This window comes from Rhizobium sp. ERR 1071 (assembly GCF_007828675.1).
Lineage (GTDB): Bacteria > Pseudomonadota > Alphaproteobacteria > Rhizobiales > Rhizobiaceae > Rhizobium > Rhizobium dioscoreae.
The window spans coordinates 1-19,939 of the sequence record NZ_VITM01000003.1; the positions used below are offsets into that span (position 1 = coordinate 1).

Consider the following 19,939-nt stretch of genomic DNA (forward strand, 5'->3'; position numbering starts at 1 on the left):
TGTCCCAAAGGTGCATCGGTCTTCCATCCACCACCGCAACAGGCACTACAGCGCCAATAGCGGAGAAAGGGAAGTTACAAAGGTGCCCCGTAGGGGCGGATGAGGGGGTATTGGTCAAACCTATCATTCTGCCGGCTCCATGGCCGGGCGAACTGGTTTCGCCTTGCGGCTCGGTGCACCGACGCGCAGGCGGCGGTCGCTGAGCGATACAAAGCCGCCGACTGCCATGATGAGCGCGCCAAGCCAGATGCAAAGAATGAACGGCTTCCACCAGATGCGCACGACAATGCCGCCATCCTTGCTGGCATCGCCGACCGACACGTAGAGCTGGTTGAGGCCGAGCGTGAGAATGCCCGATTCGGTGGTCGCCGTGCGGCTTGCGGTAAAGACGCGTTTGGCGGACGACATCTGGGCAAAGGCAACCCCGCCACGACTGACGGTGAAATGGGCACGATCCTCGGTAAAATTGGGGCCTACGCCCGGCTGCACTCCATCGAAACGCAAGCTGTAGCCGCCAAGCTCGGCGATCTCGCCCGGCTTCATGCTAGTGATGTGTTCTCCCTCGAAAGTCGTCACAGCGACGATGCCGAGTACGGTGATACCGAGGCCGGCATGGGCAAGCGCGGTGCCGAAGGCAGAGCGCGGCAGCCCGCTCAGGCGGCGCCAGGCGACACCAGCCGCCACCTTGCCGACGCCGGCGCGATACCAGAGATCGGCCAAGGCGCCGAAGGCCAGGAAGAAGCCGGCGGCAAGGCCGAGAGCGGCCAATACGGGGCCGCCATGCTCGATGTAAAACAGGGCGAGGCCGGCCAGGAAGGCTAGGCCCGCCACGACATAGAGCCTCTGCAGCGCGCCGAGCAGATCGCCGCGCTTCCAGGCGAGCAGCGGCCCGAACGGCACGGCGATGAGGATCGGCGTCATCAGCAATCCGAACGTCATGTTGAAGAAGGGCGGCCCAACGGAAATCTTGTCGCCTGTCAGCGTTTCGAGCGCCAGCGGATAGAGCGTGCCGGTCAATACCGTGCCGCAGGCGACCGTGAGGATCAGGTTGTTCAGCACAAGCGCGCCCTCGCGCGAGATCGGCGCGAACAATCCACCGGAAGCAAGCTTCGGCGCACGCAGCGCGAAAAGCGATAAAGCCCCGCCGATGAAGATCAGGAGAATGCAGAGAATGAAGATACCGCGCGTCGGATCGCTGGCGAAGGAATGGACAGAGGTCAGCACGCCGGAACGCACGAGGAAGGTGCCGAGCAGTGACAGCGAAAACGTCAGGATCGCCAGCAGCACCGTCCAGATCTTCAGGGCGTCGCGCTTTTCCATGACCAGTGCCGAATGCAGCAGGGCCGTGCCGGCAAGCCAGGGCATGAAGGAGGCATTTTCCACCGGATCCCAGAACCACCAGCCGCCCCAGCCGAGCTCGTAATAGGCCCAGTAGGAGCCCATGGCGATGCCGAGCGTCAGGAAGCTCCAGGCGGCGAGCGTCCAGGGGCGGACCCAACGCGCCCAGGCAGCATCGATGCGACCTTCCAGAAGCGCGGCGACGGCAAAGGAGAAGCAGACGGAGAAGCCGACATAGCCGAGATAGAGCAAGGGCGGATGGATCGCCAAACCGATATCCTGGAGGACGGGATTGAGATCCTTGCCCTCGGCCGGCGCCGGGTTGAGCCGAATGAAGGGATTGGAGGCGAGCAGAATGAAGACAAGGAAGGCCGAGGAGATCCACGACTGTACAGCCAGTACATTGGCGCGCAGTACATCCGGCAGATTGCGCCCGAAGAGCGCGACAAACGCGCTGAACAGGGCCAGGATCAAGAGCCAGAGCATCATCGATCCCTCGTGATTGCCCCAGACGCCGGAGATCTTGAAGATCAGCGGCATCAGCGAATGGGAATTGGCCCAGACATTGAGGACGGAGAAATCGGAGGCGACATAGGCGTAGGTCAGCACGCCGAAGGAGAAGGCGACGAGCAGGAACATGACGATGGAGCCGACCGGGGCGATATCCATCATCGACACGTCCCCGCGCCGGGCACCGACGACAGGCAGGATGGAGACGATCAGCGCGGTCGCGAGCGCCAGCACCAGGGCATAGTGTCCGAGCTCGATGATCATTGGCTGGCCTCCTCGCCTTTCCAGACGCCATCAGCCTTCAGCTTGTCGGCGACCTGCTTCGGCATGTAACGCTCATCATGCTTGGCGAGCACGCTGTCGGCAACGAAAACGTCACTGCCCGGCTCGAACTTGCCTTCGGTGACGACGCCCTGCCCTTCGCGGAACAGGTCCGGCAGGATGCCATCATACTTGACCTTGATCGTATCGGTGCCGTCGGTGACCGAGAATTGAACCTGCGTTCCCTGACCGCGCACGATCGAGCCTTCACCGACGAGGCCGCCGAGGCGGATCAGCGTCCCGGCATTGACCGGTGTCTTGGCGAGATCCGCCGGCATATAGAAATAGGCGACCGACTGGCTGAAGGCGAACAGCACGAGCAACACGGCGGCGGCGATGAAACCCATGCCGCCGGCGATCACGGCCAGACGTTTCTGCTTGCGGGTCATTGCTGCGTCACCTCCGTCGGCAGTCCCAATTCCTTCGCCAGCGCCAGAAGCTGCTGGCCCTCTCCTCCATCGGCCGGAAAGGCCGCAAGACCGCGCTTCAATGCATCCGCCGCGCGCTCCCGATCATTCAGCACGGCGTAGGAGCGGATCAACCGCATCCAGCCCTCGAAATTCTTCGGATCTTGCTTGAGCTTGGCATCGAGGCTGTTGACCATGCCGCGGATCATCTGCTGGCGGTCGCCGCTGCTCAGCGCATTGGCCGTAGCGACATCCTCCGCGGTCGGATTGCCGGGTGCATTGTCATTGGCGGATGCCATCGCCTGGCCGCCATTCTTGATGATATGCTCATTGACCGCGGCAAGCCAGGGTGCGTCGGGCGGCGATTGTTTTGCCAGGGCCTCAAAGGCCGTTTTCGCATCGGCCGCCTTGCCCTCCTGCTCCAGTGCCAGCGCCAGATAGAAAAGCGTGCGCGGATTGGTGGCATCGAGCGCCAGCGATTGCTGTAGCACCTCGCGCGCCTCCGCAGTCACAATGCCATTGGCCTTCACGACCAGCACCTCGCCCAGATCGCCAAGCCGAGCTGCGTTCGGTCCCAGCAGGCGGATGACATTGCGATAGGCAAGCTCGGCGTCGCCGATACGGTTGGTCTTGAAATAGATCGGTGCCAGGACCTCCCAGCCCTTGGCATCATCCGGATTCTTGGCCAGATGCTGCTCGATCTTGACGATCGAGATGGCGAGATCGCTTCCCGGCTTCTCCAGCCGCGCTTCCAGCGGCTGCGACGGCAGGCCGGGATCGCCATTGACGAGATAGAGACAGAGACCAACGGCCGGAAGAAGGATGATGATGAAGGCCTGGGCAAGACGGTAACTGCCATGTGCAGGCGATTTCACTACCGTCTTTTCGTCCTTGGCGGCAGCGATGAGACGCCGTCCGATTTCGGCGCGGGCATAGTCGGCCTCCTGCGCGGAGATGAGGCCGCTGGCAAGGTCCCGGTCCAGTTCGCTGAGCTGATCGCGATAGACCTCGGCCTCTCCGGAACGACGGTCCTCCGCCTCCTTCCCACCACGCAGAAGGGGATAGAGGAGCACAGCGCCGACAACCGCCGTAAGAACGGCCACGAGAATCCAGAACAGCATAGACGCCCAATACTTTAACGGGGCGCTTATTCCAACCGGGAAAGGCTATCTGACGAAGATTTGAGGCGTTTGGCCGCGCCTTTCAGTACAGCCGCCTATTCAAGCGGCGTCCAGGTGCCGTCGTCATTGCGGCAGGCCGCGCCCCTTGCTGTCGTCGGCTTGCCGTCGACCGTGACGGTGTGCGTATATTGCCGGCAATTCTGCGAGCCCACCTGGTAAGGCGCAGCGGGAACAACCTCGCCGCTTGCATTCCTGCCCTTCCATGCCACAGGTTGGCCGAGAGGCGAGGTTTCGAGGGCACGATATTCCGCTTCCAGCGCACGCTGTTTGTCGTTGTCGCTCAGCTTGATGCCGGTGCGCTCGACGATACCACCATCAAGAGCATTGATGAAGGTCGCTGAGGCCGGAGGCTTCGCGGACGAAAACAGGCTCTTGCTGCCCCCCAGGCCGCTTGTCGTCGAGCAACCAGAAAGCGCAAGCGCGGCAAAAAGAGAGGGAATGACCAGAAAAAAGGTACGAAGCTTCATACAACCGAACCAGTATCAAAAAGCAAAACCATAGGTACTGCGCTGCGGCATCATCATGACCCACAACGCCTTTTTGGCATCATGCCGTTCCTCACGCAACATCCTTCGTCAGGCCCGGCAAAATTAGGCTCGCGCGAAGCCCGCCCCAGCTGCCCCGGGAGAGCTCGAAACGGCCTTGATATTCATTCGTGATCTCGCTGACGATCGACAGGCCGAGACCGGTGCCGGGCTTGCTCTCGTCCAGTCTGCGCCCGCGTTTCATGGCTTCGCGGATCTGATCCGGCTCCAGCCCTGGGCCGTCGTCTTCAACCACCAGTTCCACCCAATGGCGCCGCGCCGGATCGATACCCTTGACTTCAGCGGGCGCTTCGTTTGCAACCAGACGCACCTTGTGTTCGGCAAAGCGAGCGGCATTTTCGAGGAGATTACCGACCGTCTCCTCGAGATCCTGCTGCTCCATGGCGAGCGCCAGATTGGGCGAGACGGAGAGTTCGAACTCCTTGTCGGCGTTCAGCCGCCGCATGACGCGGACCAGCCGCTCCAGCGCCGGCTCGGCTTCGGTGCGCGCCAGCACGGATTCGCGCTGGGCGGCGATGCGGGCACGATTGAGATAGGATTGCACTTGCCCCTGCATGACCTCGGCCTGGTTCTTCACCAGATCGCCATGCGATCGCTCAAGGACACGGGATTCATTCAGAAGAACCGCAATCGGCGTTTTCAGTGAGTGCGCGAGATTACCCACCTGCATGCGGGCGCGCTCGACGATACGCCGGTTGCTGTCGATCAGCGCATTGATCTCATTGGCAAGCGGCAGGATCTCACGCGGAAAATCGCCTTGCAGGCGTTCGCTTTCACCGGCGCGGATGCGTTCCAGCGCGGCTCGCGCCTTATCGAGCGGCTTCAGACCGTAGAGAATGGCAAGCGCATTGACGATCAAGCTTCCGACGCCGAAGCCGACGAGCGAGAAATAAAGGCTATGGGAGAAATTACGGACATCGTCCTCCACGACGGCAATATTACCGGTGACACGGAAGCGTGCAGCACGGCCATCCGTGTCGAGTACGACCTCGGTTTCGGCCACCTGCACGCGGTTTCCGAAGGCGTCGGTGACAATGTAAGAGCGCTGGTATTGCTTGTCGAAGGGCGCTTCCAGCACCGATAGCACCGGTAGGCTTGAAGCGCCGAGCGACGGCGAGACCAGCGGCGTCGCGGTATAGGTACCGAGCGGCTCGACCATCCAGTACCAGCCGGTCTTCGGCTGGGCGAAGCGCAGGTCACCGAGTCTCGGGTCACCCACTAGCGCGCCCTGGTCGCCGATCGTTACAGAGTTGATGACACTAGAGAGCTGCGCCCGCAACAGATCCTGAAAGCCGCGCTCGGCGTTCTTGCGGTAGATATCGGAGATGACAAGCCCGATCACCACCAGCGCCACCGCCGACCAAAGCGTGGTCAGCAGCAGGACGCGAGCGGTGAGCGACTTAATTCGCATTGGTTGGAGCTTGGATGCGGTAACCAAGGCCACGGACCGTTTCGATCAAATCGACGCCCATCTTCTTGCGAAGGCGTCCGACAAAAACTTCAATCGTATTGGAATCACGGTCGAAATCCTGATCGTACATATGCTCGACCAGTTCGGTGCGTGAGACGACCTCGCCCTTGTGATGCATGAGATAGGCAAGCAGCCGATATTCATGAGACGTAAGCTTGAGCGGCTTGCCGTCCACGGTCGCTTTCGAGCTCTTGGTGTCGAGCCGCACCGGGCCGCAAACGATTTCCGAAGAGGCGTGACCCGCGGCGCGGCGGATAAGAGCGCGGATGCGCGCAAGCACTTCCTCGACATGGAAGGGCTTAGCAACATAGTCGTCCGCGCCGGCGTCTATGCCTGCCACCTTGTCGCTCCAGCGGTCGCGGGCGGTCAGAATCAGCACCGGCACGGTGCGCCCGGCGCCGCGCCATTTTTCAAGCACGGTGATGCCATCCATTTCAGGCAAGCCGATATCGAGGATGATCGCGTCATAAGGTTCGGTGTCTCCGAGAAAATGCCCCTCTTCGCCATCAAAGGCCGTATCGACCACATAGCCCGCCTCCTTCAAGGCCTCGGCAAGCTGGCGGTTCAAGTTGATATCGTCTTCGACTATGAGAATGCGCATCTTTGAATCCAATTTCCCCGGTTCGAGAAACAGTACTGTAAATCACGCTGCAGTGGAATCACGGAAACAATAAGATTTTATGTGAGATTCAAGGCTTTAGGTTGGTGCCCACATGCGCTGGCATCACATCGGCACCTTCATCGTCACCTTGCGCGGGCGCTGCCCGTTGCCCTGAACGAGAACGGTGATGATGCAGCTGTCGCCGGACGGCTGTGCTGAAAGAAGCTGGCCACCGGTCTTGGCGACGACTTCCTCGGCTGCCGCACTGCAATCACTGTTGGCGCGCGCGACCAGGGTCGACGTCGGCGCTGGCGCCGGCAGAACAGACGAGCCGGCCAGGACGAGCGCCGCTGCTGCTATGCTTGAAAATGAGGCCATGCTTCGGACTTCCCGCAGGGATATGAACTTGGCCGATTATTTACCCAAACACGTCTGAATGGCAAATGAATGGGCTGTAATTTTCGGCCAGCCGGGCGCAGGGGTCGCCCAAAGGATTTTCTAAGCATTTGAAATTGTTGAATGTGGATTCACTGCAGCGTGATGACAGCAACCGTCTGCCGCTCCAGAGCGCGGCATCGATACAATCTATCGGCGATATGCGTCGATCGATGCATGCCTGGCTTCGCGCGTACTATGCGCGTAACCGCCGGCTCAGCCATTTTTAATCATTCTTGCTTATCATCGGTTCATGTCGGCGAGATGAACCGCGTCCTCCCGTGGCCAATGCAACTCGCCTGGAGACGCCTTATCGGCATAAGGCGTGATGATTTCCTTGAGTCCTTTGAATCGCTTGCCGCGATTTCCTCTTAAATTGAGTCCGGAGCTTCAAAAGTTGATTCAAGAACCTCAAGCCGAGAATCCGGTCGCGGACAATCCGATTCCGCTTGCATGCTCAATCCATTGAAAGGACTGGCGGGAAATAGTTCTACACCGCACCCGACATTCAGAAAGGTTCACGGACGGCCGTCGCCGTCTCGTAATCTGCGGCAATGCGCATTTCGCGCAGCGGCCGAACGCGCTCGATGGAGCGCTGGTAATTCGGATGGGCCTTGTAAGCCGCCAATGCCGCCTCGTCGTCGAATTCGCCGTAGACCACAAGATCGACTTCGGTTCCGAGCTGATCGGTCTTGACGTTCATGCCGATCTCCAAAAGCCGCGCATGCGGAATGGCCGTGAGGATCGAGAGGCCGGAACGGACCTCCTCAAGCTTGGCGCGATCGGGAACGGTAAAGAAGACGATATGACGGATCACGCGGCGGCTCCTTGTGCATATGCGAGGGCACCGCGCGATACCATGTGGACAGGCTCAATTCAATAAACTCACCATCTCGTCGTAGAACCGATTGATCGCACCCTTTTCAAGCCTCCATTTACTGCATGGAAGGAGATGATACTGTCGCGGCCATGACCGACGAGGAGCTTGCATCCCTCGCCCTCAGCTTGCCTGAAACGGCAGAGGGCTCGCATTTCGGCACCCGTGACTTTCGCGTGCGGGGCAAAATCTTCATGACACTTCGCGGATCGGATTTCTGCGTCGTCAAGCTGACGCCCGATCAGCAGCAGATGGCTTCGGCCATCATGCCAAGGCATGTCGCCGCTGTGCCCGGCAGCTGGGGCCTGAAAGGATGGACGCGACTTTTCCATCGCGATGCCGGAAACGAGGAGATCAAAAGGCTCTTGCGCCAGGCTTGGCGAAATGTAGCGCCGAAATCTATGGCTTTGCCGGAGGATTAGGCATCATGTCATCCTCGACGGTCAGCGGCCAATCGACGACATAATCCTCGAAATCGTCAAGATCGACATCGTTCTCGCTGACGGTGCGCCCTTGGGCGGAAACACCGGCGATATGCACCGTTTCCGGATCACCCGAGATCAGCGGATGCCACCAATAGAGATCGCGGCCCTCATTGACGAGGCGATAGGCGCAGGTGGGCGGCAGCCATTCCAGCTCCGGAACCTTCTCCGGCGTCAGTTGTACGCAGTCGGGCACGAAATCCCAGCGGTTCGGGTAGCTGGTGCAACGACAGCTTTCGCCGTCCATCAGCTTGCAGCGGATCGAGGTGAAATAGACGTCGCCGCTATCCCACTCCTCGAGCTTGTTGAGACAACAGAGGCCACAGCCGTCGCAAAGGCTTTCCCATTCCGACGGGCTCATTTCCGCCAGGGTCTTGCTTTTCCAGAAGGGTATCTCGTCTGTCATCATCGTCGTCCTCGCCACCCGGCAAAGGGAATTCGGGCTGCGGCATGCATGTCTCTTGTTCTTTTCTCTAAATCAACCAATTATTCAATTAGCCGTTCTATGAGATAATGGGCTTTGCGTGTGCCACAAGGAGACACGCGGCAGTAATGTGGTCGGGAAGTAGAGCGTGGAAGACCCATCCAATCCAGAAAACGGGCCGAAGATGGAGCCCGAGACGCCTAAGGATAACGGGGCCGAGAAGCCGCGGCGTCGCAAGCGCTATTTCTTTTTGCGCCTTGATTCATGGATCGACTCCACTTTGTGGAATGCCGGCTTCGGTCTCGCCGAGGCATGGGAGGAGATCACCATCTTCTTCCGCCGCTTCCGCGTTCGCGGCTGGAAACGCGTCTTTTTCGAACTGCTCGGTGAAGGCCTGACGCTGGGGACGGCCGGCTCCGTCGTCATGCTGATGCTCGCCATGCCGGCCTTCGAGGCGACGCAGGGCGACTGGCGCAACCGCGGCAATTTCGCCGTCACCTTCCTCGATCGCTACGGCAACGTCATCGGCCATCGCGGCATCATTCACGAGAATTCCGTGCCGGTAGACCAGCTGCCGGACTATTTCATCAAGGCGGTGCTGGCGACCGAGGACCGGCGCTTCTTCGACCATTTCGGCATCGACGTCATCGGCCTGTTCCGCGCGGTCACCGTCAATGCGCAGGCCGGCGGCGTCGTTCAGGGCGGCTCGACGCTGACGCAGCAGCTTGCCAAGAACATCTTCCTCAGCAATGAGCGCTCCATCGAACGCAAGGTCAAGGAAGCCTTCCTGGCGATCTGGCTCGAGGCCAATCTCTCCAAGAAGGAGATCCTGAGCCTCTATCTCGACCGCACCTATATGGGCGGCGGCACCTTCGGCGCAGCGGCGGCGGCGCAATTCTATTTCGGCAAGAGCATCACTGACGTCAATCTGGCGGAAGCCGCGATGCTCGCCGGCCTCTTCAAGGCGCCGGCAAAATATGCGCCGCACGTCAACCTGCCGGCGGCGCGCGCCCGCGCCAACGACGTGCTGTCCAATCTCGTGCAAAGCGGGCTGATGACCGAGGGACAAGTGATCGCCGCGCGACGCAACCCGGCTTCGGTGGTCGACCGAGCTCAGATCGAATCCCCGGATTATTTCCTCGATTGGGCCTTCGATGAAGTGCAGAGGCTTGCTACGCGGTTCCCCGAGCGCTCGCTGATCGTGCGCACCACCATCGATATGGGGCTGCAGAAGGCGGCGGAGGATTCGGTTCAATCCAGCCTGATGGAGTTCGGCGAGCGCTATAAGGCCAAACAGGGCGCCTCCGTCGTCATCGAAAATGGCGGCGCTGTGCGCGCCATGGTCGGCGGCAGCGACTATGGCGAAAGCCAGTTCAACCGCGCGACCAAGGCGCTGCGCCAGCCCGGTTCGTCCTTCAAGATCTATACCTATTCGGTCGCGATGGAAAACGGCATGACGCCGACCTCCACCATCGTCGATGCGCCGATCAGCTGGGGCAACTGGAGCCCGCATAATTACGAAAACCGCTACGAAGGCAAGGTGACGCTCACCCAGGCGCTGACGCAATCGATCAACACTATCCCCGTGCGGCTCGCCAAGGAGAAATTCGGCATTCAGCCGATCCGTAACATGGCCAAGGCCATGGGCGTGGAAACGCCGATCCGCAACGACAAGACCATTCCGATCGGCACATCGGAAGTAACCGTCCTCGATCAGGCGACAGCCTATGCGGTGTTTCCGGCCAACGGCATGCAGTCGCGCCGCCACGGCATCGAGCAGATCACCGGCTATGACGGCAAGGTGCTCTACGATTTCGGCCGGGACGAGGCGCCAGCCAAGCGGGTTTTGAGCGAAAAAGCCACGTCATACATGAACCAGATGCTGACGCAGGTTCCCGTGATCGGCACCGGCCGCAAAGCAGCCCTCGACAACGGCATCGTGGTCGGCGGCAAGACCGGCACCACGCAGGCCTATCGTGACGCCTGGTTCATCGGCTTTACCGGCAACTACACCTGCGCCGTCTGGTTCGGGAATGACGACTATACCTCTACGAACAATATGACGGGCGGCACGCTGCCGGCCATGACCTTCAAGAAGATCATGGATTACGCCAATCAGGGCATCGTGCTGAAGCCGATCCCGGGCATCACCAACCCCTTCCCCGTGCAGAAGCCGCAAACAGTTGCGGCCAAGAAGCCCGCCGACCCCGCCAGTAGCGCCCTGCCGCCGCTGGTGCGCCCGCGCTCGCTTTCGGTAGACTCCACGAATATCCTGCGCGATATCGGCGAAAGGCTGAAGGCGGCGACACCGCTCGGCGCGCAGAAGGTGGCGACGGCGGAGCATCGCAGCATGACTGCGCCTGAGTGACCAACCCTCCCGGAAACTGTACTGCAACGCGAGGCAGGTGACGGCGGCAAACCTGCCGTCGAATTGAAGGATGGAAGCCGGCGTTTTGGATGCCCACTGCCGTTCCCGATCTTGCCTATTGTTCCCAAGACAGCCGTAAATAGTGGCTTGCCCTTCCCCCTACCGCCAGAATCAGGAATAAATCGACACTGATTTGTCACGAGGACGATCCTAGGGTGTTCCGAGTTCCCCTTCTTGTTGCGCTTTCGCTTGTCATCGCCTTTGGCGGCGGTATCGTGTTCACGCTTCTGGCGTTGGATGCCACCTCCGGCTTCGGCGCGATCAAGCTTGGCGCCTGGCAGGCGTTCCCCGAAACGCAGACGGCGGATGCGGACCCTTATGCGAAATCGCATCGAGCACGCGCGGGGCGTTTGCTGTACGGCACAGCCGAGGGGCTGGTGTTTACCGCCTCCGACGATGACAGCAAAGCGCGGCTGACCGCAAATTGCACCTACCGCATCAGCGGCCAGACGCCACCGGCAAGGCTTTGGACCCTCTTTATCGCCGGCAATGACGGCCGGCCGATCGAAGATGCTGCCGGTCGCCCTTCCACCATCAATTCCTGGGTGGTGCTGCGCAAGCCGGATTCGACCTTCAACATCACGGTTTCATCCAGTCCCCAGGCGGGCAACTGGCTCGCCCTGCCGCCATCTGGCAATTTCCGCCTGGTATGGACGCTCCTGGATTCGCCGGCGGCCAGCAATTCCGGCCTGATCGATCTCGGCATGCCGAAACTCGAGAAGATCGGATGCGGCAATGTTTAGATTCGTCTTCGCGATCCTCACCGGCCTATTCGGCGCGGTGCTGCTGCATATCATCATCATTCTGTCGCTGCCGCATTTCTCCGATCGGGACGCCTATACGCGTGTATCGGACGAGGGTGACGAAAATCATTTCTACATGCTCGACAACAAAGATGACGATGCGGGGCTTTCCAATACCGATCCCTACATCCGCACGGCCGTCTGCGCCTTCGACATCGAGGATACGCCCGTTCATCTGACCGCGAAGGGCAAGGTGCCGTTCTGGTCGCTTGCCATCTATGACGCGGCATCCAATGAAGTGTTCAGCATGAGCGACCGCACGTCGGTCGGCGGAACGCTAGATTTGCTGCTTGCATCGCCTGTCCAGCTAACTGGCATACGCAAGGCACTGCCACCCGCGCTTGCCCAATCGATCCTGGTGGAAGTGCCGCGGGCTCAAGGCTATGCGGTGCTGCGCACCATGGCGCCGCAAGCAAGTTTCGACGATGCGGCGCAAGAATTTCTCTCCGAGGCCGGCTGTGACGAATTCGACAATGGCTGAGATCTTTTGGAGCTAAAATCTTTGGCTGAAAACCCCGGCTCCAGAATTGTACTGCGGGAAGCTGGCGGCTCGTGGCGAGTGGCGCCAGCAAGCGCTATTCGGCCGGATTGCGACGACAACTGGCAGGCGCGAGAACTCGCCACGCGCTTGCATATGTTGAAGCGCTTACTTTCCCTTTGCCCGCTTCGGGCCTGCCCCGGGGCGATGCGTTGGCGTATCAAGATGCTCGTAACGTACGCCGGTAAATAATAGTATCTTTGCCTCCACCGGTTCCTTCTGGGCGCGCGGCGGCAGGCGCAATCGCCAATCCGAAAGAGATATGATCTTTGCCATTCTCGTCTCCATTAACGTCTCGAGACGGATGAACCTGCGACTTGATTTCACCCTGCCCGCCACTGAAGCGGGCTAGCGCTCCCCTCCATTCCAGCCTTTGTTTTTGGGCTTCAATGGAGGCATCCGCGCCTTCTCACGGCATTTCCCTTACACCGTGGCATGAGTACCGATTTTTCGGCTTCCATGCTGTCTTTACACTCGATCACATTCTGCCAATGGCTGCTTTCAATCGGAATTCAGACATATCGCAGTTAACAGAATGCTAATTCTCGTCGTTCGTCATTCTCGGCATCACTCGTCATGCTCTATTAACGCCGTGACGGCGGCTTTGGTTTCATCGGCCGTTGAAAAATTGCGGAACGCGCTTTTGCCATGAAAACGAGCAATATCATGCTCTTAACTCAACAGATGACCCGGCGGGCACATGGAAAGCGCGAATACCTCGTTGCAGAAAAGCGTCACACAAATATTATTTGCGCTCACGAAAAATTAACGTAATGTAAGGTCGTAATTCGAGGGCAATCAATGTTTGCGGCGGGCAGTTCCGTCTTTTCACCGGAGGACGTCACCGTCCTGCGCGATGCGCTGGATGGGTGGTGCCTGGAAAAGCGGATCGATATTAGAAGCACGGAAGCCCAGTTCGCGGCCACGGCGGCAATCGGCCTTTTTCAATCCGGCTACAACACCTCGGAAAAGCTGCTCGCAGCCTTGCGCGAGCATAAGGGCATCTGAAGAATCCCACCTGCATCAAGAAGCCGGATCTCCGCTTTTGCAGCGGGTGACATCGCTTTTGACTATCTCCACAACAGAAGCACTCATAGGTTGAATTTGCCTATAAGCACCTATGCCCAGAAAGGTTTTCCACAGGTCCGCTTTCGCCCCAAACTGCCGTCCATGCGGACAAAATGCGGCTGCACTCCTCGCGCAAGCTTAACGCGCAATTTTTATTCGGATTTTAATAAAGTTTTCACGAACCATTAACCCTGCCGGCCTTAGTCTTTGGCGAAAGCCAGATAAGGACGACCGTGTCCATACCCGTTTCGACAGTCATCATCGAGGTCGCTCTCTTCATCGAAAGAGTCGTCCCGTTCGACTGGAGTGAAGCAAAGCGGAAGCCATGGTCGACCTTCGGGCTCCCTGCTTTTTTGTTCGGCGTATCAGTATGGGTGTTGGCGTGCGTGATCGGTTTAGAGACCTTGAAGAGCCTGCGACTGTCCGCAAGAAGGACGTGGTTCTGATGGCGACGATCACCAGCTTCGAAGGCATGGGCCATCCGTCCAAATCGGAACTTCGGCAATTTGCCGAGCTTTTCACCCCGGTTTTCCAGGCATCTTCGGACGAGGCGAAGCGGCAGGCGGTTGCCGCCCTCTCCCAATGTGAAACCGTGCCCCAGGCCGTTGCCCTGTTCATCGGCTGTCAGCCGATCGCCATCGCCGCTCCCTTCCTGACGAGCTCGCAAGCGATCGACGACGATACGCTCATTACCATCGCTCGCACACAAGGGGCTGCCCATGCCCGTGCAATCGTCCGCCGCTCATCCCTTTCCCCCAAAGTCATAGACGCACTTGTCGGTCTGCATCAGGCCGAGCCGGAACGCGGCATGACAGTACAGGAGCAGCCAGCTGATGTAATTTCATCGCAGGCCGAGGCGGCGGAAACCGAACGGCAGTCACGCGAAGAAATCCTGCGCCAGCAGATCAAACAGGCTGCGCACCATCTGACCCGTGACGATAGCGACCGGCTTGGGCTACGCAGCCTTAGCGAGACGCAGGAAGCGCTGCTCGTCCGCTTTGCGCGCGAGCGCGATGCGGTGCAATTTGCAACGACGCTCGCCGATGCCCTTTCCTCCAGCTACTGGCTTGCTGAACGCATCCTGCTCGACACCTCGGGGCAACAGCTCGCCGTCACGCTCGTCAGCCTCGGCATGGGCATCGCCGATGCCGTCTACTCGCTGGAGCGCTTCTATCCGCATCTGGCCGAACGGCATGGCAGCGTCAGCCGGGCATGGCTGGTGCTCGATGATATCGACTCGGAAGAGAGCCAGGCACGCGTCGAGGCATGGCGGCGCGCCGACAGTTACACCTATCTGCCGCAGGAAAAGCCGGCGCAGCGTCCTGCAGCGCCGTTGTTCGGGGCAAAATCAGGTCCTCTCCGCGAATTGCGTGTCGCAAACCGTCGGTAAAGACGGCTCAATCCAGCGGATTGGCGCGGAAACCGGCCAATGGGACGATATCGGCGATGTCGTCCGTTTCCAGTTCGACGATCCATAAATCAGGATCGAATTTCAGCTCGCGATCAAGGGTTTCGCGGATTTCCTGCGGTTCCTTCCGCTCGATGCGGATCTCGAAGAGCCGCGTCCCGCTCTCCTCCTCATCGAACAGGCTCTGCGGTGCCGGCGCATAAAGGGTTTCCGATCCATCGCGGAAGCGTTGGCGGATGAAGATCGCGCCAGCCTGCTCCTCGCCCTTGTGCTCGACAGCGGCAAAATCCCCACGCGCAAACAAGCGGCGGACAAGGGCGGAAACAAAGATGTCGCTGCGCAATCTCATGCCCGAGCTATAGCGATGCATGCTCGCCAAGGCAATTGAAGCCGCCTGCAGCGCGTAGTCGCCACCAGGTTTGCGGCAGAGGCTTGTACCGCGGGCTTCAGAGCGCGCCGATATCCTGCAGCTTCTTGAGGACCGCCATATTCGGCTCGCCAGTTTCCGGCAGGCGATAGTGCTTCTGGAAGCGGCGGATCGCTGCCTTCGTCTGCTCACCGGCTACGCCGTCGATGCTGACATTGCTATAGGCGATATTGCTCAGACCCTTCTGGATCTGCATGACCATATTGACCTTGTTGACCGCATCGCTTGGCGTTGCTTTGGCCGCTACCGCGCCGGTCTTCAAGTTCTTTTCGGCATTCTGTATGGCGGCAGCAACCGGGTCGATCGCATCCGCCGTGGCGGAAACGTTGACGGGGCGCTCGGCGGGGACGGCAGCCGTCGCATTCGCTCTGCCGCTAGCCGGCTGTGCAGCAGCGGCATTGCTGGCCTTGAGGGCGGCAAGAAGCTCCGGTGTCGGCGTACCGGTCTGCGGAAGACCAGACGCCTCCTGGAAGAAGAGGATGGCCGATGTCGTGCGCGATCCCGGCTTCCCATCGGCTGCGCCATCATAGAGGCCGTGACGGATGAGTTCAGCCTGTACATCGGCAATCAGTTTCGACGGCGCGCTGGACGATTGTGCCGCGACCTGGCCGGTTGACGACGGCGGGGCAAGATCGGCGGCCGAATCCTGCCTTTCTATCCGAAAGGTCGTTACATTGCCGGCATCGGCCTGCTGCGCGTGCAGGAAGGATTTGCGGCCGGGGATCTGGTAGGGAGACGCGGGATCGCGGGTGCGCAATATGGGCGATGGATGCGCGCCCGTCTGATACCAGAGCGCGTTGGCGGTGACGAAGCCAAAAACCCCGAAGAAAAGCGCCATGCCGCCGGCAATGGCTGGATGACGGCCGACTGCACTGCCGATCAGAGCGGCGAGCGCGCCCGCACCGCGAAGGCCAAGGCCGCCCAGCGCGGTGCTGCCGCGCAGGCTCAGGCTGCCAAGGGCAACCGCACCACGGGAGGCCAGGCCGGGCTGCTTGCGCTTGCCCCTTCCTCTTCCCTTAGGCGATTTTCGCTTTTGCGGGGCCATTCATCAGTTCCTTGTTTCGCCCTTCATCTATCTCCATAGTATGTTTCAGGCGCGGCGGAAAATCGACAGGGCGATTAACATCCACAGGCTGCTGCATCGTTACGGCACCGGAGCCGTCGAATGGAATGAGGATGGTGATGACCGTACCCTCGCCCGGCGCGCTGGCAATCGAGAAGTTTCCGCCATGCAGGCCGACGAGGCCCTTGACGAGCGACAGACCGAGGCCGGTGCCGGCATAACGGCGGGTGTAGTCGTTCTGGATCTGCACGAAGGGCTGGCCAAGCGACGCCAGCCGTTCGCTGGCAATGCCGATGCCCGTATCGCCGACCGACAGCTTCAACATGCCATCGGCCAAAGCAGCATCGATGGTGATCGCGCCGCCCGCATCTGTAAATTTGATGGCATTGCCGACGAGGTTGATGAGGATCTGCTGGATCGCCCGCTGGTCGGCGACGATCTCGCCGAGGCCGCGCTGGATGCGGCTTGTCAGCGTCAGCCCTTTTTCCTTCGCCTGCAGCCCGAGCATTGCTTCGCATGTCGCAATGGTGTCTTCGATCGCGAAGGATTCGAGCAGCAGTTCGTAGCGGCCGGCCTCGATCTTGCTCATATCGAGCATAGTGTTGACGACCGACAGAAGATGGGCACCCGACTGGCGGATCAGGCCGACATATTCGCGCTGGCGATCATTTTCCAGCTTGCCGAAATATTCGCCGCTCAGAATATCGGAAAAGCCGAGGATGGCGTTAAGCGGGGTACGCAGCTCATGGCTGACGGCAGCGAGGAAGCGCGACTTGGCATCATTGGCCGATTCCGCCTCGGCCGCCTTGCGCGCCGCATCCTCGCGGAGCTGCTGGTCCTGAGAAATATCGCGCAACTGGCTGACGATTGCCGTCAGGCGCCCCTCGCCATCGCGGCGCGCGGTCAGCTCCATGCGCACATGGACGAACTGGTCATCACCGCCGACAACCGCCGAGCGTTCCAGGCGCAAATCGGCGCTATGGGCATCCCTTCCCTGGCGCAGTACATCGATCGCCTGCAGGAAGACGATTCTGTCTGAGACGTGGATCTGCTCGACGAAGCCACGCCCGACGGGGTCGCGCATCCAGCTCAGAAATTCCGCACGATCGCGACCACCGACTGTGGTCACATTGCCCTGGGGGTCGAGCAGCAGGACGAGGCCGAAGGCCGACTCCAGCATCAGATCGTGGTGCTCGACGACGACGGCCTCTGCCGGGTGGAGGGCAGGCCGCTGACGCGACAGCGCGATGCTGCCCACGGCCGAAAAGAGGAAGGCGGCGCATACCGTGGCCACACCGGCAGGCAGCGCCACGGCCGGGCTTGTAACGAGGGAAAGACCGGCCGGAACGGCAAAGAGCGCGACGGAAGAAGCAAGCGCAAGCCGGCGCAGGATCGCCAATTCCTGCCCACGGACTTCGCCATCCCCGCTCGTCCGGGAAAGCCAGCTTCGGCCTACCCGGTCCACGAGGGCTACAGCCCCGACAGAAATGTCACTCAATACGCGCACACTACAACCCGTCAAAACGGTCACTTATCGGACTGCACAATAGGCCCCGCCGACTTAAGGAAAGAATAAAGAAGGAACGCTGAGGACGGCTGAAAAGGGCTCAAAATCCCGTTTTGACGCAGAATGAAGGACCTTTGTTTTTTGTGGTTAACAGCGGGTAAGCAACGGATTTTATTCGTATTTCTGCCGCGCGTTAACTTTTGCGGCAAGGCTTGCATCCGCAAACCCCTGCATATCAGGCGGATAGGGCGAGACATGCTTAACAGCAATCGCTACAATTTGAACCAAATGCTGGTCAAAGCCGGAAAGCTAAAATTTGAATCAAAATTGCAGAAAATGCTGCCGAGTTTTGAAAAGCGCTGTTGTCCTCTGCCAGATAGGGTTCGAACCAGATCGGACGGGCAAGTCCGAATCGGCGATCGAGCCGAGCGACAGAGAGGATGGGGCTAGGCGATGTGGTTTCTGATTAGAGCAGGGTTCTGGTTTTCGCTGGTTCTCATGTTCCTGCCGATCTTTGCAAAGCCCGAGGGTGCGCCGCGGCCGGCAGGTGAAGCGACGCTGCAGGTTTCCGATGCGATTTCGGCTGCATCGGGCGTCGTTCAATATGTCGGCGCCATGTGCAACGAGAAGCCGGATGTCTGTGCCAAGGGCGGCGAAACGCTGACGGCGCTCGGCTATCAGGTCGGCGACGGCGCTCGCGTCGCCTACGACATGCTCGGCCGTCACTTCAAGGATCAAGCCGCAAATCCGCAGGCAGCTGCCGCAACGGCTCACACGGGCACCGATCAGGTTGCCGCCATGGCGCAGCCGATGCCGGCCAAGCGCATCACGGGTACAGAAACGGCCGACGCCGTCGTTACCGGCACGGTCAAGCTGCCGTCCTCCATTCCGCTGCCGATGCCGCGCCCACATATCTGACATTTTTTCCATTGGCCCCAACTTCAGCGCCGCCGCCCCCTATGGTCGGTGGCGTTCTTTGTCGTCCCGGGTTCAAATCGGGCACCGTTTCGCCTATATCCAAGACAATGGACAATCTGGACTGCTGCAATGACACCGCTTGAGAAGATCATCGAAGACTTTTCCTTCCTGGACGAATGGGAGGATCGCTACCGCTTTGTGATCGAGCTCGGCAAGGCGCTGCCCGACCTGCCGGAGGAAAAGCGGACTCTGGAAAACAAGGTACAGGGCTGTGCGAGCCAGGTCTGGCTCGTCACGCATGCATCTGGCGATCCGGACAATCCGATATTGACCTTTGAAGGCGATTCGGACGCGCATATCGTGCGCGGGCTGGTGGCGATCGTGCTTGCCACCTATTCCGGCAAGCCAGCTTCGGAAATTGCGGCTCTCGACGCACTCGATGTCTTCGGGAAGATCGGGCTGGTGGAACATCTGTCCTCGCAGCGCGCCAACGGATTGCGCTCGATGATCAAACGCATTCGCGAAGAGGCTCGTGTCAGGGCCGCGGCATAGGCCGCTCCTGCAGCCAACATGGGGATAACCCGGCCCAAAAGCCGGGTTATCTTTAAGGTCGTTATGGAACTCTCAGCGGCCGCGCTTGCGACGTTGGCCGAGGCCCATTTCCTTTGCCAGGCGCGAACGGGCTTCCGCATAGGCTGGTGCCACCATCGGATAATCGGCAGCGAGGTCCCACTTTTCGCGATATTCTTCCGGCGAAAGACCATGATGGGTCATGAGATGGCGCTTCAAAGACTTGAAGCTGCCGCCACATTCGAGGCAGGTGATCTGGTCATCCTGCACGGATTTGCGAACGGATACGGCCGGCTTCTGCTTTTCGACCACGGTTACGGCAGGTGCCGGAGCCGAGGTGCTGCTCAAGGCGGAATGTACGTCGGAAATCAAATTCGGAAGGTCGCTGACCGGTACGACATGGTTGCTGACATAGGCCGCAACAATGTCGGCAGTCAGTTCAACCAGTAACTCCTGCCCGTTGCCAAGGGCCGCATCTGTCATTGTGTTCTCCTGTTCATCGGCTTGCCTGCTGCGTCCGCGCCTCCGGAGAGCACGCAGGGCACAACGTTGCTATATATTTTGCGCTCGGCTACGGAAATCTGTCGATTTCGCTATGTCCCAGCGCCGAACAATCC

The 19,939-nt window shown here is 60.0% G+C and carries 22 protein-coding genes; 8 read left to right on the top strand and 14 right to left on the bottom strand.

Features of this window, described 5'->3' with window-relative positions; all coding sequences use genetic code 11:
• Positions 1 to 123: 123 nt before the first annotated feature.
• The 8 genes from FBZ99_RS10040 to FBZ99_RS10075 form a co-directional block, all read right to left on the bottom strand.
• On the bottom strand, positions 124 to 2,112 hold the full coding sequence (locus FBZ99_RS10040; protein ID WP_145632850.1) for a heme lyase CcmF/NrfE family subunit: 1,989 nt from the start codon (positions 2,110 to 2,112) through the stop codon (positions 124 to 126).
• A complete protein-coding gene (gene ccmE, locus FBZ99_RS10045) occupies positions 2,109 to 2,558 on the bottom strand; it encodes a cytochrome c maturation protein CcmE (RefSeq protein WP_095434308.1) in 450 nt (149 codons plus the stop codon). Before ccmE ends, FBZ99_RS10040 begins: the two co-directional genes overlap by 4 nt.
• Positions 2,555 to 3,697: a c-type cytochrome biogenesis protein CcmI gene (gene ccmI, locus FBZ99_RS10050; protein ID WP_145632853.1), complete on the bottom strand. Its 1,143-nt coding sequence runs from the start codon at positions 3,695 to 3,697 to the stop codon at positions 2,555 to 2,557. Before ccmI ends, ccmE begins: the two co-directional genes overlap by 4 nt.
• Positions 3,698 to 3,792: 95 nt before the next feature.
• On the bottom strand, positions 3,793 to 4,224 hold the full coding sequence (locus FBZ99_RS10055) for a hypothetical protein (protein ID WP_069616086.1): 432 nt from the start codon (positions 4,222 to 4,224) through the stop codon (positions 3,793 to 3,795).
• Positions 4,225 to 4,315: 91 nt separating this feature from the next.
• On the bottom strand, positions 4,316 to 5,713 hold the full coding sequence (locus tag FBZ99_RS10060) for an ATP-binding protein (RefSeq protein ID WP_113354024.1): 1,398 nt from the start codon (positions 5,711 to 5,713) through the stop codon (positions 4,316 to 4,318).
• On the bottom strand, positions 5,703 to 6,374 hold the full coding sequence (locus FBZ99_RS10065; protein ID WP_069616084.1) for a response regulator transcription factor: 672 nt from the start codon (positions 6,372 to 6,374) through the stop codon (positions 5,703 to 5,705). Before FBZ99_RS10065 ends, FBZ99_RS10060 begins: the two co-directional genes overlap by 11 nt.
• Before the next feature lie 123 nt (positions 6,375 to 6,497).
• Complete coding sequence (locus FBZ99_RS10070) at positions 6,498 to 6,752, bottom strand: hypothetical protein (RefSeq protein WP_069616083.1); 255 nt, start codon at positions 6,750 to 6,752, stop codon at positions 6,498 to 6,500.
• 565 nt (positions 6,753 to 7,317) lie between these two features.
• Positions 7,318 to 7,626 carry a Dabb family protein gene (locus tag FBZ99_RS10075; RefSeq protein WP_113354023.1) on the bottom strand — a complete coding sequence of 103 codons (309 nt, stop codon included), beginning with the start codon at positions 7,624 to 7,626 and terminating at the stop codon, positions 7,318 to 7,320.
• A 152-nt stretch (positions 7,627 to 7,778) separates the two neighbouring features.
• On the opposite strand from FBZ99_RS10075, the gene FBZ99_RS10080 reads away from it, so the two are divergent.
• Positions 7,779 to 8,108, top strand: a complete 330-nt coding sequence (locus tag FBZ99_RS10080) for an MmcQ/YjbR family DNA-binding protein (RefSeq protein ID WP_145632856.1) — start codon at positions 7,779 to 7,781, stop codon at positions 8,106 to 8,108.
• Here FBZ99_RS10080 and FBZ99_RS10085 read toward each other — a convergent pair.
• Positions 8,086 to 8,574, bottom strand: coding sequence for a YcgN family cysteine cluster protein (locus FBZ99_RS10085; RefSeq protein WP_069616308.1), 489 nt, complete (start codon positions 8,572 to 8,574; stop codon positions 8,086 to 8,088). The two genes, FBZ99_RS10080 and FBZ99_RS10085, sit on opposite strands and share 23 nt — an antisense overlap.
• A 166-nt stretch (positions 8,575 to 8,740) precedes the next feature.
• On the opposite strand from FBZ99_RS10085, the gene FBZ99_RS10090 reads away from it, so the two are divergent.
• The 3 genes from FBZ99_RS10090 (at position 8,741) to FBZ99_RS10100 (ending at position 12,304) form a co-directional block, all read left to right on the top strand.
• Complete coding sequence (locus tag FBZ99_RS10090) at positions 8,741 to 10,960, top strand: transglycosylase domain-containing protein (protein WP_145632859.1); 2,220 nt, start codon at positions 8,741 to 8,743, stop codon at positions 10,958 to 10,960.
• A gap of 215 nt (positions 10,961 to 11,175) precedes the next feature.
• On the top strand, positions 11,176 to 11,763 hold the full coding sequence (locus tag FBZ99_RS10095) for a DUF1214 domain-containing protein (RefSeq protein ID WP_113330798.1): 588 nt from the start codon (positions 11,176 to 11,178) through the stop codon (positions 11,761 to 11,763).
• Positions 11,756 to 12,304, top strand: a complete 549-nt coding sequence (locus tag FBZ99_RS10100; protein ID WP_113330797.1) for a DUF1254 domain-containing protein — start codon at positions 11,756 to 11,758, stop codon at positions 12,302 to 12,304. Before FBZ99_RS10095 ends, FBZ99_RS10100 begins: the two co-directional genes overlap by 8 nt.
• A gap of 165 nt (positions 12,305 to 12,469) precedes the next feature.
• Here the strand turns inward: FBZ99_RS10100 and FBZ99_RS33075 are convergent, their stop codons facing one another.
• Positions 12,470 to 12,637 carry a hypothetical protein gene (locus tag FBZ99_RS33075; protein WP_167459816.1) on the bottom strand — a complete coding sequence of 56 codons (168 nt, stop codon included), beginning with the start codon at positions 12,635 to 12,637 and terminating at the stop codon, positions 12,470 to 12,472.
• A 525-nt stretch (positions 12,638 to 13,162) separates the two neighbouring features.
• On the opposite strand from FBZ99_RS33075, the gene FBZ99_RS10105 reads away from it, so the two are divergent.
• Both FBZ99_RS10105 and FBZ99_RS10110 read left to right on the top strand, forming a co-directional pair.
• Positions 13,163 to 13,369, top strand: a complete 207-nt coding sequence (locus FBZ99_RS10105) for a hypothetical protein (RefSeq protein WP_113330796.1) — start codon at positions 13,163 to 13,165, stop codon at positions 13,367 to 13,369.
• Positions 13,370 to 13,811: 442 nt separating this feature from the next.
• Entirely contained in the window at positions 13,812 to 14,819 is a 1,008-nt protein-coding gene (locus FBZ99_RS10110) for a DUF2336 domain-containing protein (protein WP_186450299.1), read from the top strand.
• Between the two features lie 7 nt (positions 14,820 to 14,826).
• Here the strand turns inward: FBZ99_RS10110 and FBZ99_RS10115 are convergent, their stop codons facing one another.
• From FBZ99_RS10115 to FBZ99_RS10125, 3 genes are all read right to left on the bottom strand, one after another.
• Positions 14,827 to 15,186, bottom strand: coding sequence for a DUF1491 family protein (locus tag FBZ99_RS10115; RefSeq protein ID WP_069616307.1), 360 nt, complete (start codon positions 15,184 to 15,186; stop codon positions 14,827 to 14,829).
• A 97-nt stretch (positions 15,187 to 15,283) separates the two neighbouring features.
• The gene (locus FBZ99_RS10120; RefSeq protein ID WP_113354019.1) at positions 15,284 to 16,309 is read right to left on the bottom strand and encodes a peptidoglycan-binding domain-containing protein; all 1,026 of its coding nucleotides are present in this window, start codon (positions 16,307 to 16,309) and stop codon (positions 15,284 to 15,286) included.
• A complete protein-coding gene (locus FBZ99_RS10125; RefSeq protein ID WP_113354018.1) occupies positions 16,281 to 17,834 on the bottom strand; it encodes a sensor histidine kinase in 1,554 nt (517 codons plus the stop codon). Before FBZ99_RS10125 ends, FBZ99_RS10120 begins: the two co-directional genes overlap by 29 nt.
• 453 nt (positions 17,835 to 18,287) lie before the next feature.
• Here FBZ99_RS10125 and FBZ99_RS10130 point away from each other — a divergent pair, with 453 nt between their 5' ends.
• Together FBZ99_RS10130 and FBZ99_RS10135 are read left to right on the top strand one after the other, a co-directional pair.
• Positions 18,288 to 18,752 carry a DUF5330 domain-containing protein gene (locus FBZ99_RS10130; protein ID WP_113330793.1) on the top strand — a complete coding sequence of 155 codons (465 nt, stop codon included), beginning with the start codon at positions 18,288 to 18,290 and terminating at the stop codon, positions 18,750 to 18,752.
• Between the two features lie 129 nt (positions 18,753 to 18,881).
• Entirely contained in the window at positions 18,882 to 19,304 is a 423-nt protein-coding gene (locus tag FBZ99_RS10135) for a SufE family protein (RefSeq protein ID WP_092710230.1), read from the top strand.
• Between the two features lie 72 nt (positions 19,305 to 19,376).
• Here FBZ99_RS10135 and FBZ99_RS10140 read toward each other — a convergent pair whose 3' ends face one another.
• Positions 19,377 to 19,805: a MucR family transcriptional regulator gene (locus FBZ99_RS10140; protein ID WP_069616071.1), complete on the bottom strand. Its 429-nt coding sequence runs from the start codon at positions 19,803 to 19,805 to the stop codon at positions 19,377 to 19,379.
• Between the last annotated feature and the right edge of the window lie 134 nt (positions 19,806 to 19,939).

What these genes read in the sequence shown, in the direction of transcription:
- FBZ99_RS10040 (WP_145632850.1), bottom strand. Translation starts at nt 2,112, where the DNA reads ATGATCATCGAGCTCGGACACTATGCCCTGGTGCTGGCGCTCGCGACC.
- ccmE (WP_095434308.1), bottom strand. Translation starts at nt 2,558, where the DNA reads ATGACCCGCAAGCAGAAACGTCTGGCCGTGATCGCCGGCGGCATGGGT.
- ccmI (WP_145632853.1), bottom strand. Translation starts at nt 3,697, where the DNA reads ATGCTGTTCTGGATTCTCGTGGCCGTTCTTACGGCGGTTGTCGGCGCT.
- FBZ99_RS10055 (WP_069616086.1), bottom strand. Translation starts at nt 4,224, where the DNA reads ATGAAGCTTCGTACCTTTTTTCTGGTCATTCCCTCTCTTTTTGCCGCG.
- FBZ99_RS10060 (WP_113354024.1), bottom strand. Translation starts at nt 5,713, where the DNA reads ATGCGAATTAAGTCGCTCACCGCTCGCGTCCTGCTGCTGACCACGCTT.
- FBZ99_RS10065 (WP_069616084.1), bottom strand. Translation starts at nt 6,374, where the DNA reads ATGCGCATTCTCATAGTCGAAGACGATATCAACTTGAACCGCCAGCTT.
- FBZ99_RS10070 (WP_069616083.1), bottom strand. Translation starts at nt 6,752, where the DNA reads ATGGCCTCATTTTCAAGCATAGCAGCAGCGGCGCTCGTCCTGGCCGGC.
- FBZ99_RS10080 (WP_145632856.1), top strand. Translation starts at nt 7,779, where the DNA reads ATGACCGACGAGGAGCTTGCATCCCTCGCCCTCAGCTTGCCTGAAACG.
- FBZ99_RS10085 (WP_069616308.1), bottom strand. Translation starts at nt 8,574, where the DNA reads ATGACAGACGAGATACCCTTCTGGAAAAGCAAGACCCTGGCGGAAATG.
- FBZ99_RS10100 (WP_113330797.1), top strand. Translation starts at nt 11,756, where the DNA reads ATGTTTAGATTCGTCTTCGCGATCCTCACCGGCCTATTCGGCGCGGTG.
- FBZ99_RS33075 (WP_167459816.1), bottom strand. Translation starts at nt 12,637, where the DNA reads ATGGCAAAGATCATATCTCTTTCGGATTGGCGATTGCGCCTGCCGCCG.
- FBZ99_RS10105 (WP_113330796.1), top strand. Translation starts at nt 13,163, where the DNA reads ATGTTTGCGGCGGGCAGTTCCGTCTTTTCACCGGAGGACGTCACCGTC.
- FBZ99_RS10115 (WP_069616307.1), bottom strand. Translation starts at nt 15,186, where the DNA reads ATGAGATTGCGCAGCGACATCTTTGTTTCCGCCCTTGTCCGCCGCTTG.
- FBZ99_RS10120 (WP_113354019.1), bottom strand. Translation starts at nt 16,309, where the DNA reads ATGGCCCCGCAAAAGCGAAAATCGCCTAAGGGAAGAGGAAGGGGCAAG.
- FBZ99_RS10130 (WP_113330793.1), top strand. Translation starts at nt 18,288, where the DNA reads ATGTGGTTTCTGATTAGAGCAGGGTTCTGGTTTTCGCTGGTTCTCATG.
- FBZ99_RS10135 (WP_092710230.1), top strand. Translation starts at nt 18,882, where the DNA reads ATGACACCGCTTGAGAAGATCATCGAAGACTTTTCCTTCCTGGACGAA.
- FBZ99_RS10140 (WP_069616071.1), bottom strand. Translation starts at nt 19,805, where the DNA reads ATGACAGATGCGGCCCTTGGCAACGGGCAGGAGTTACTGGTTGAACTG.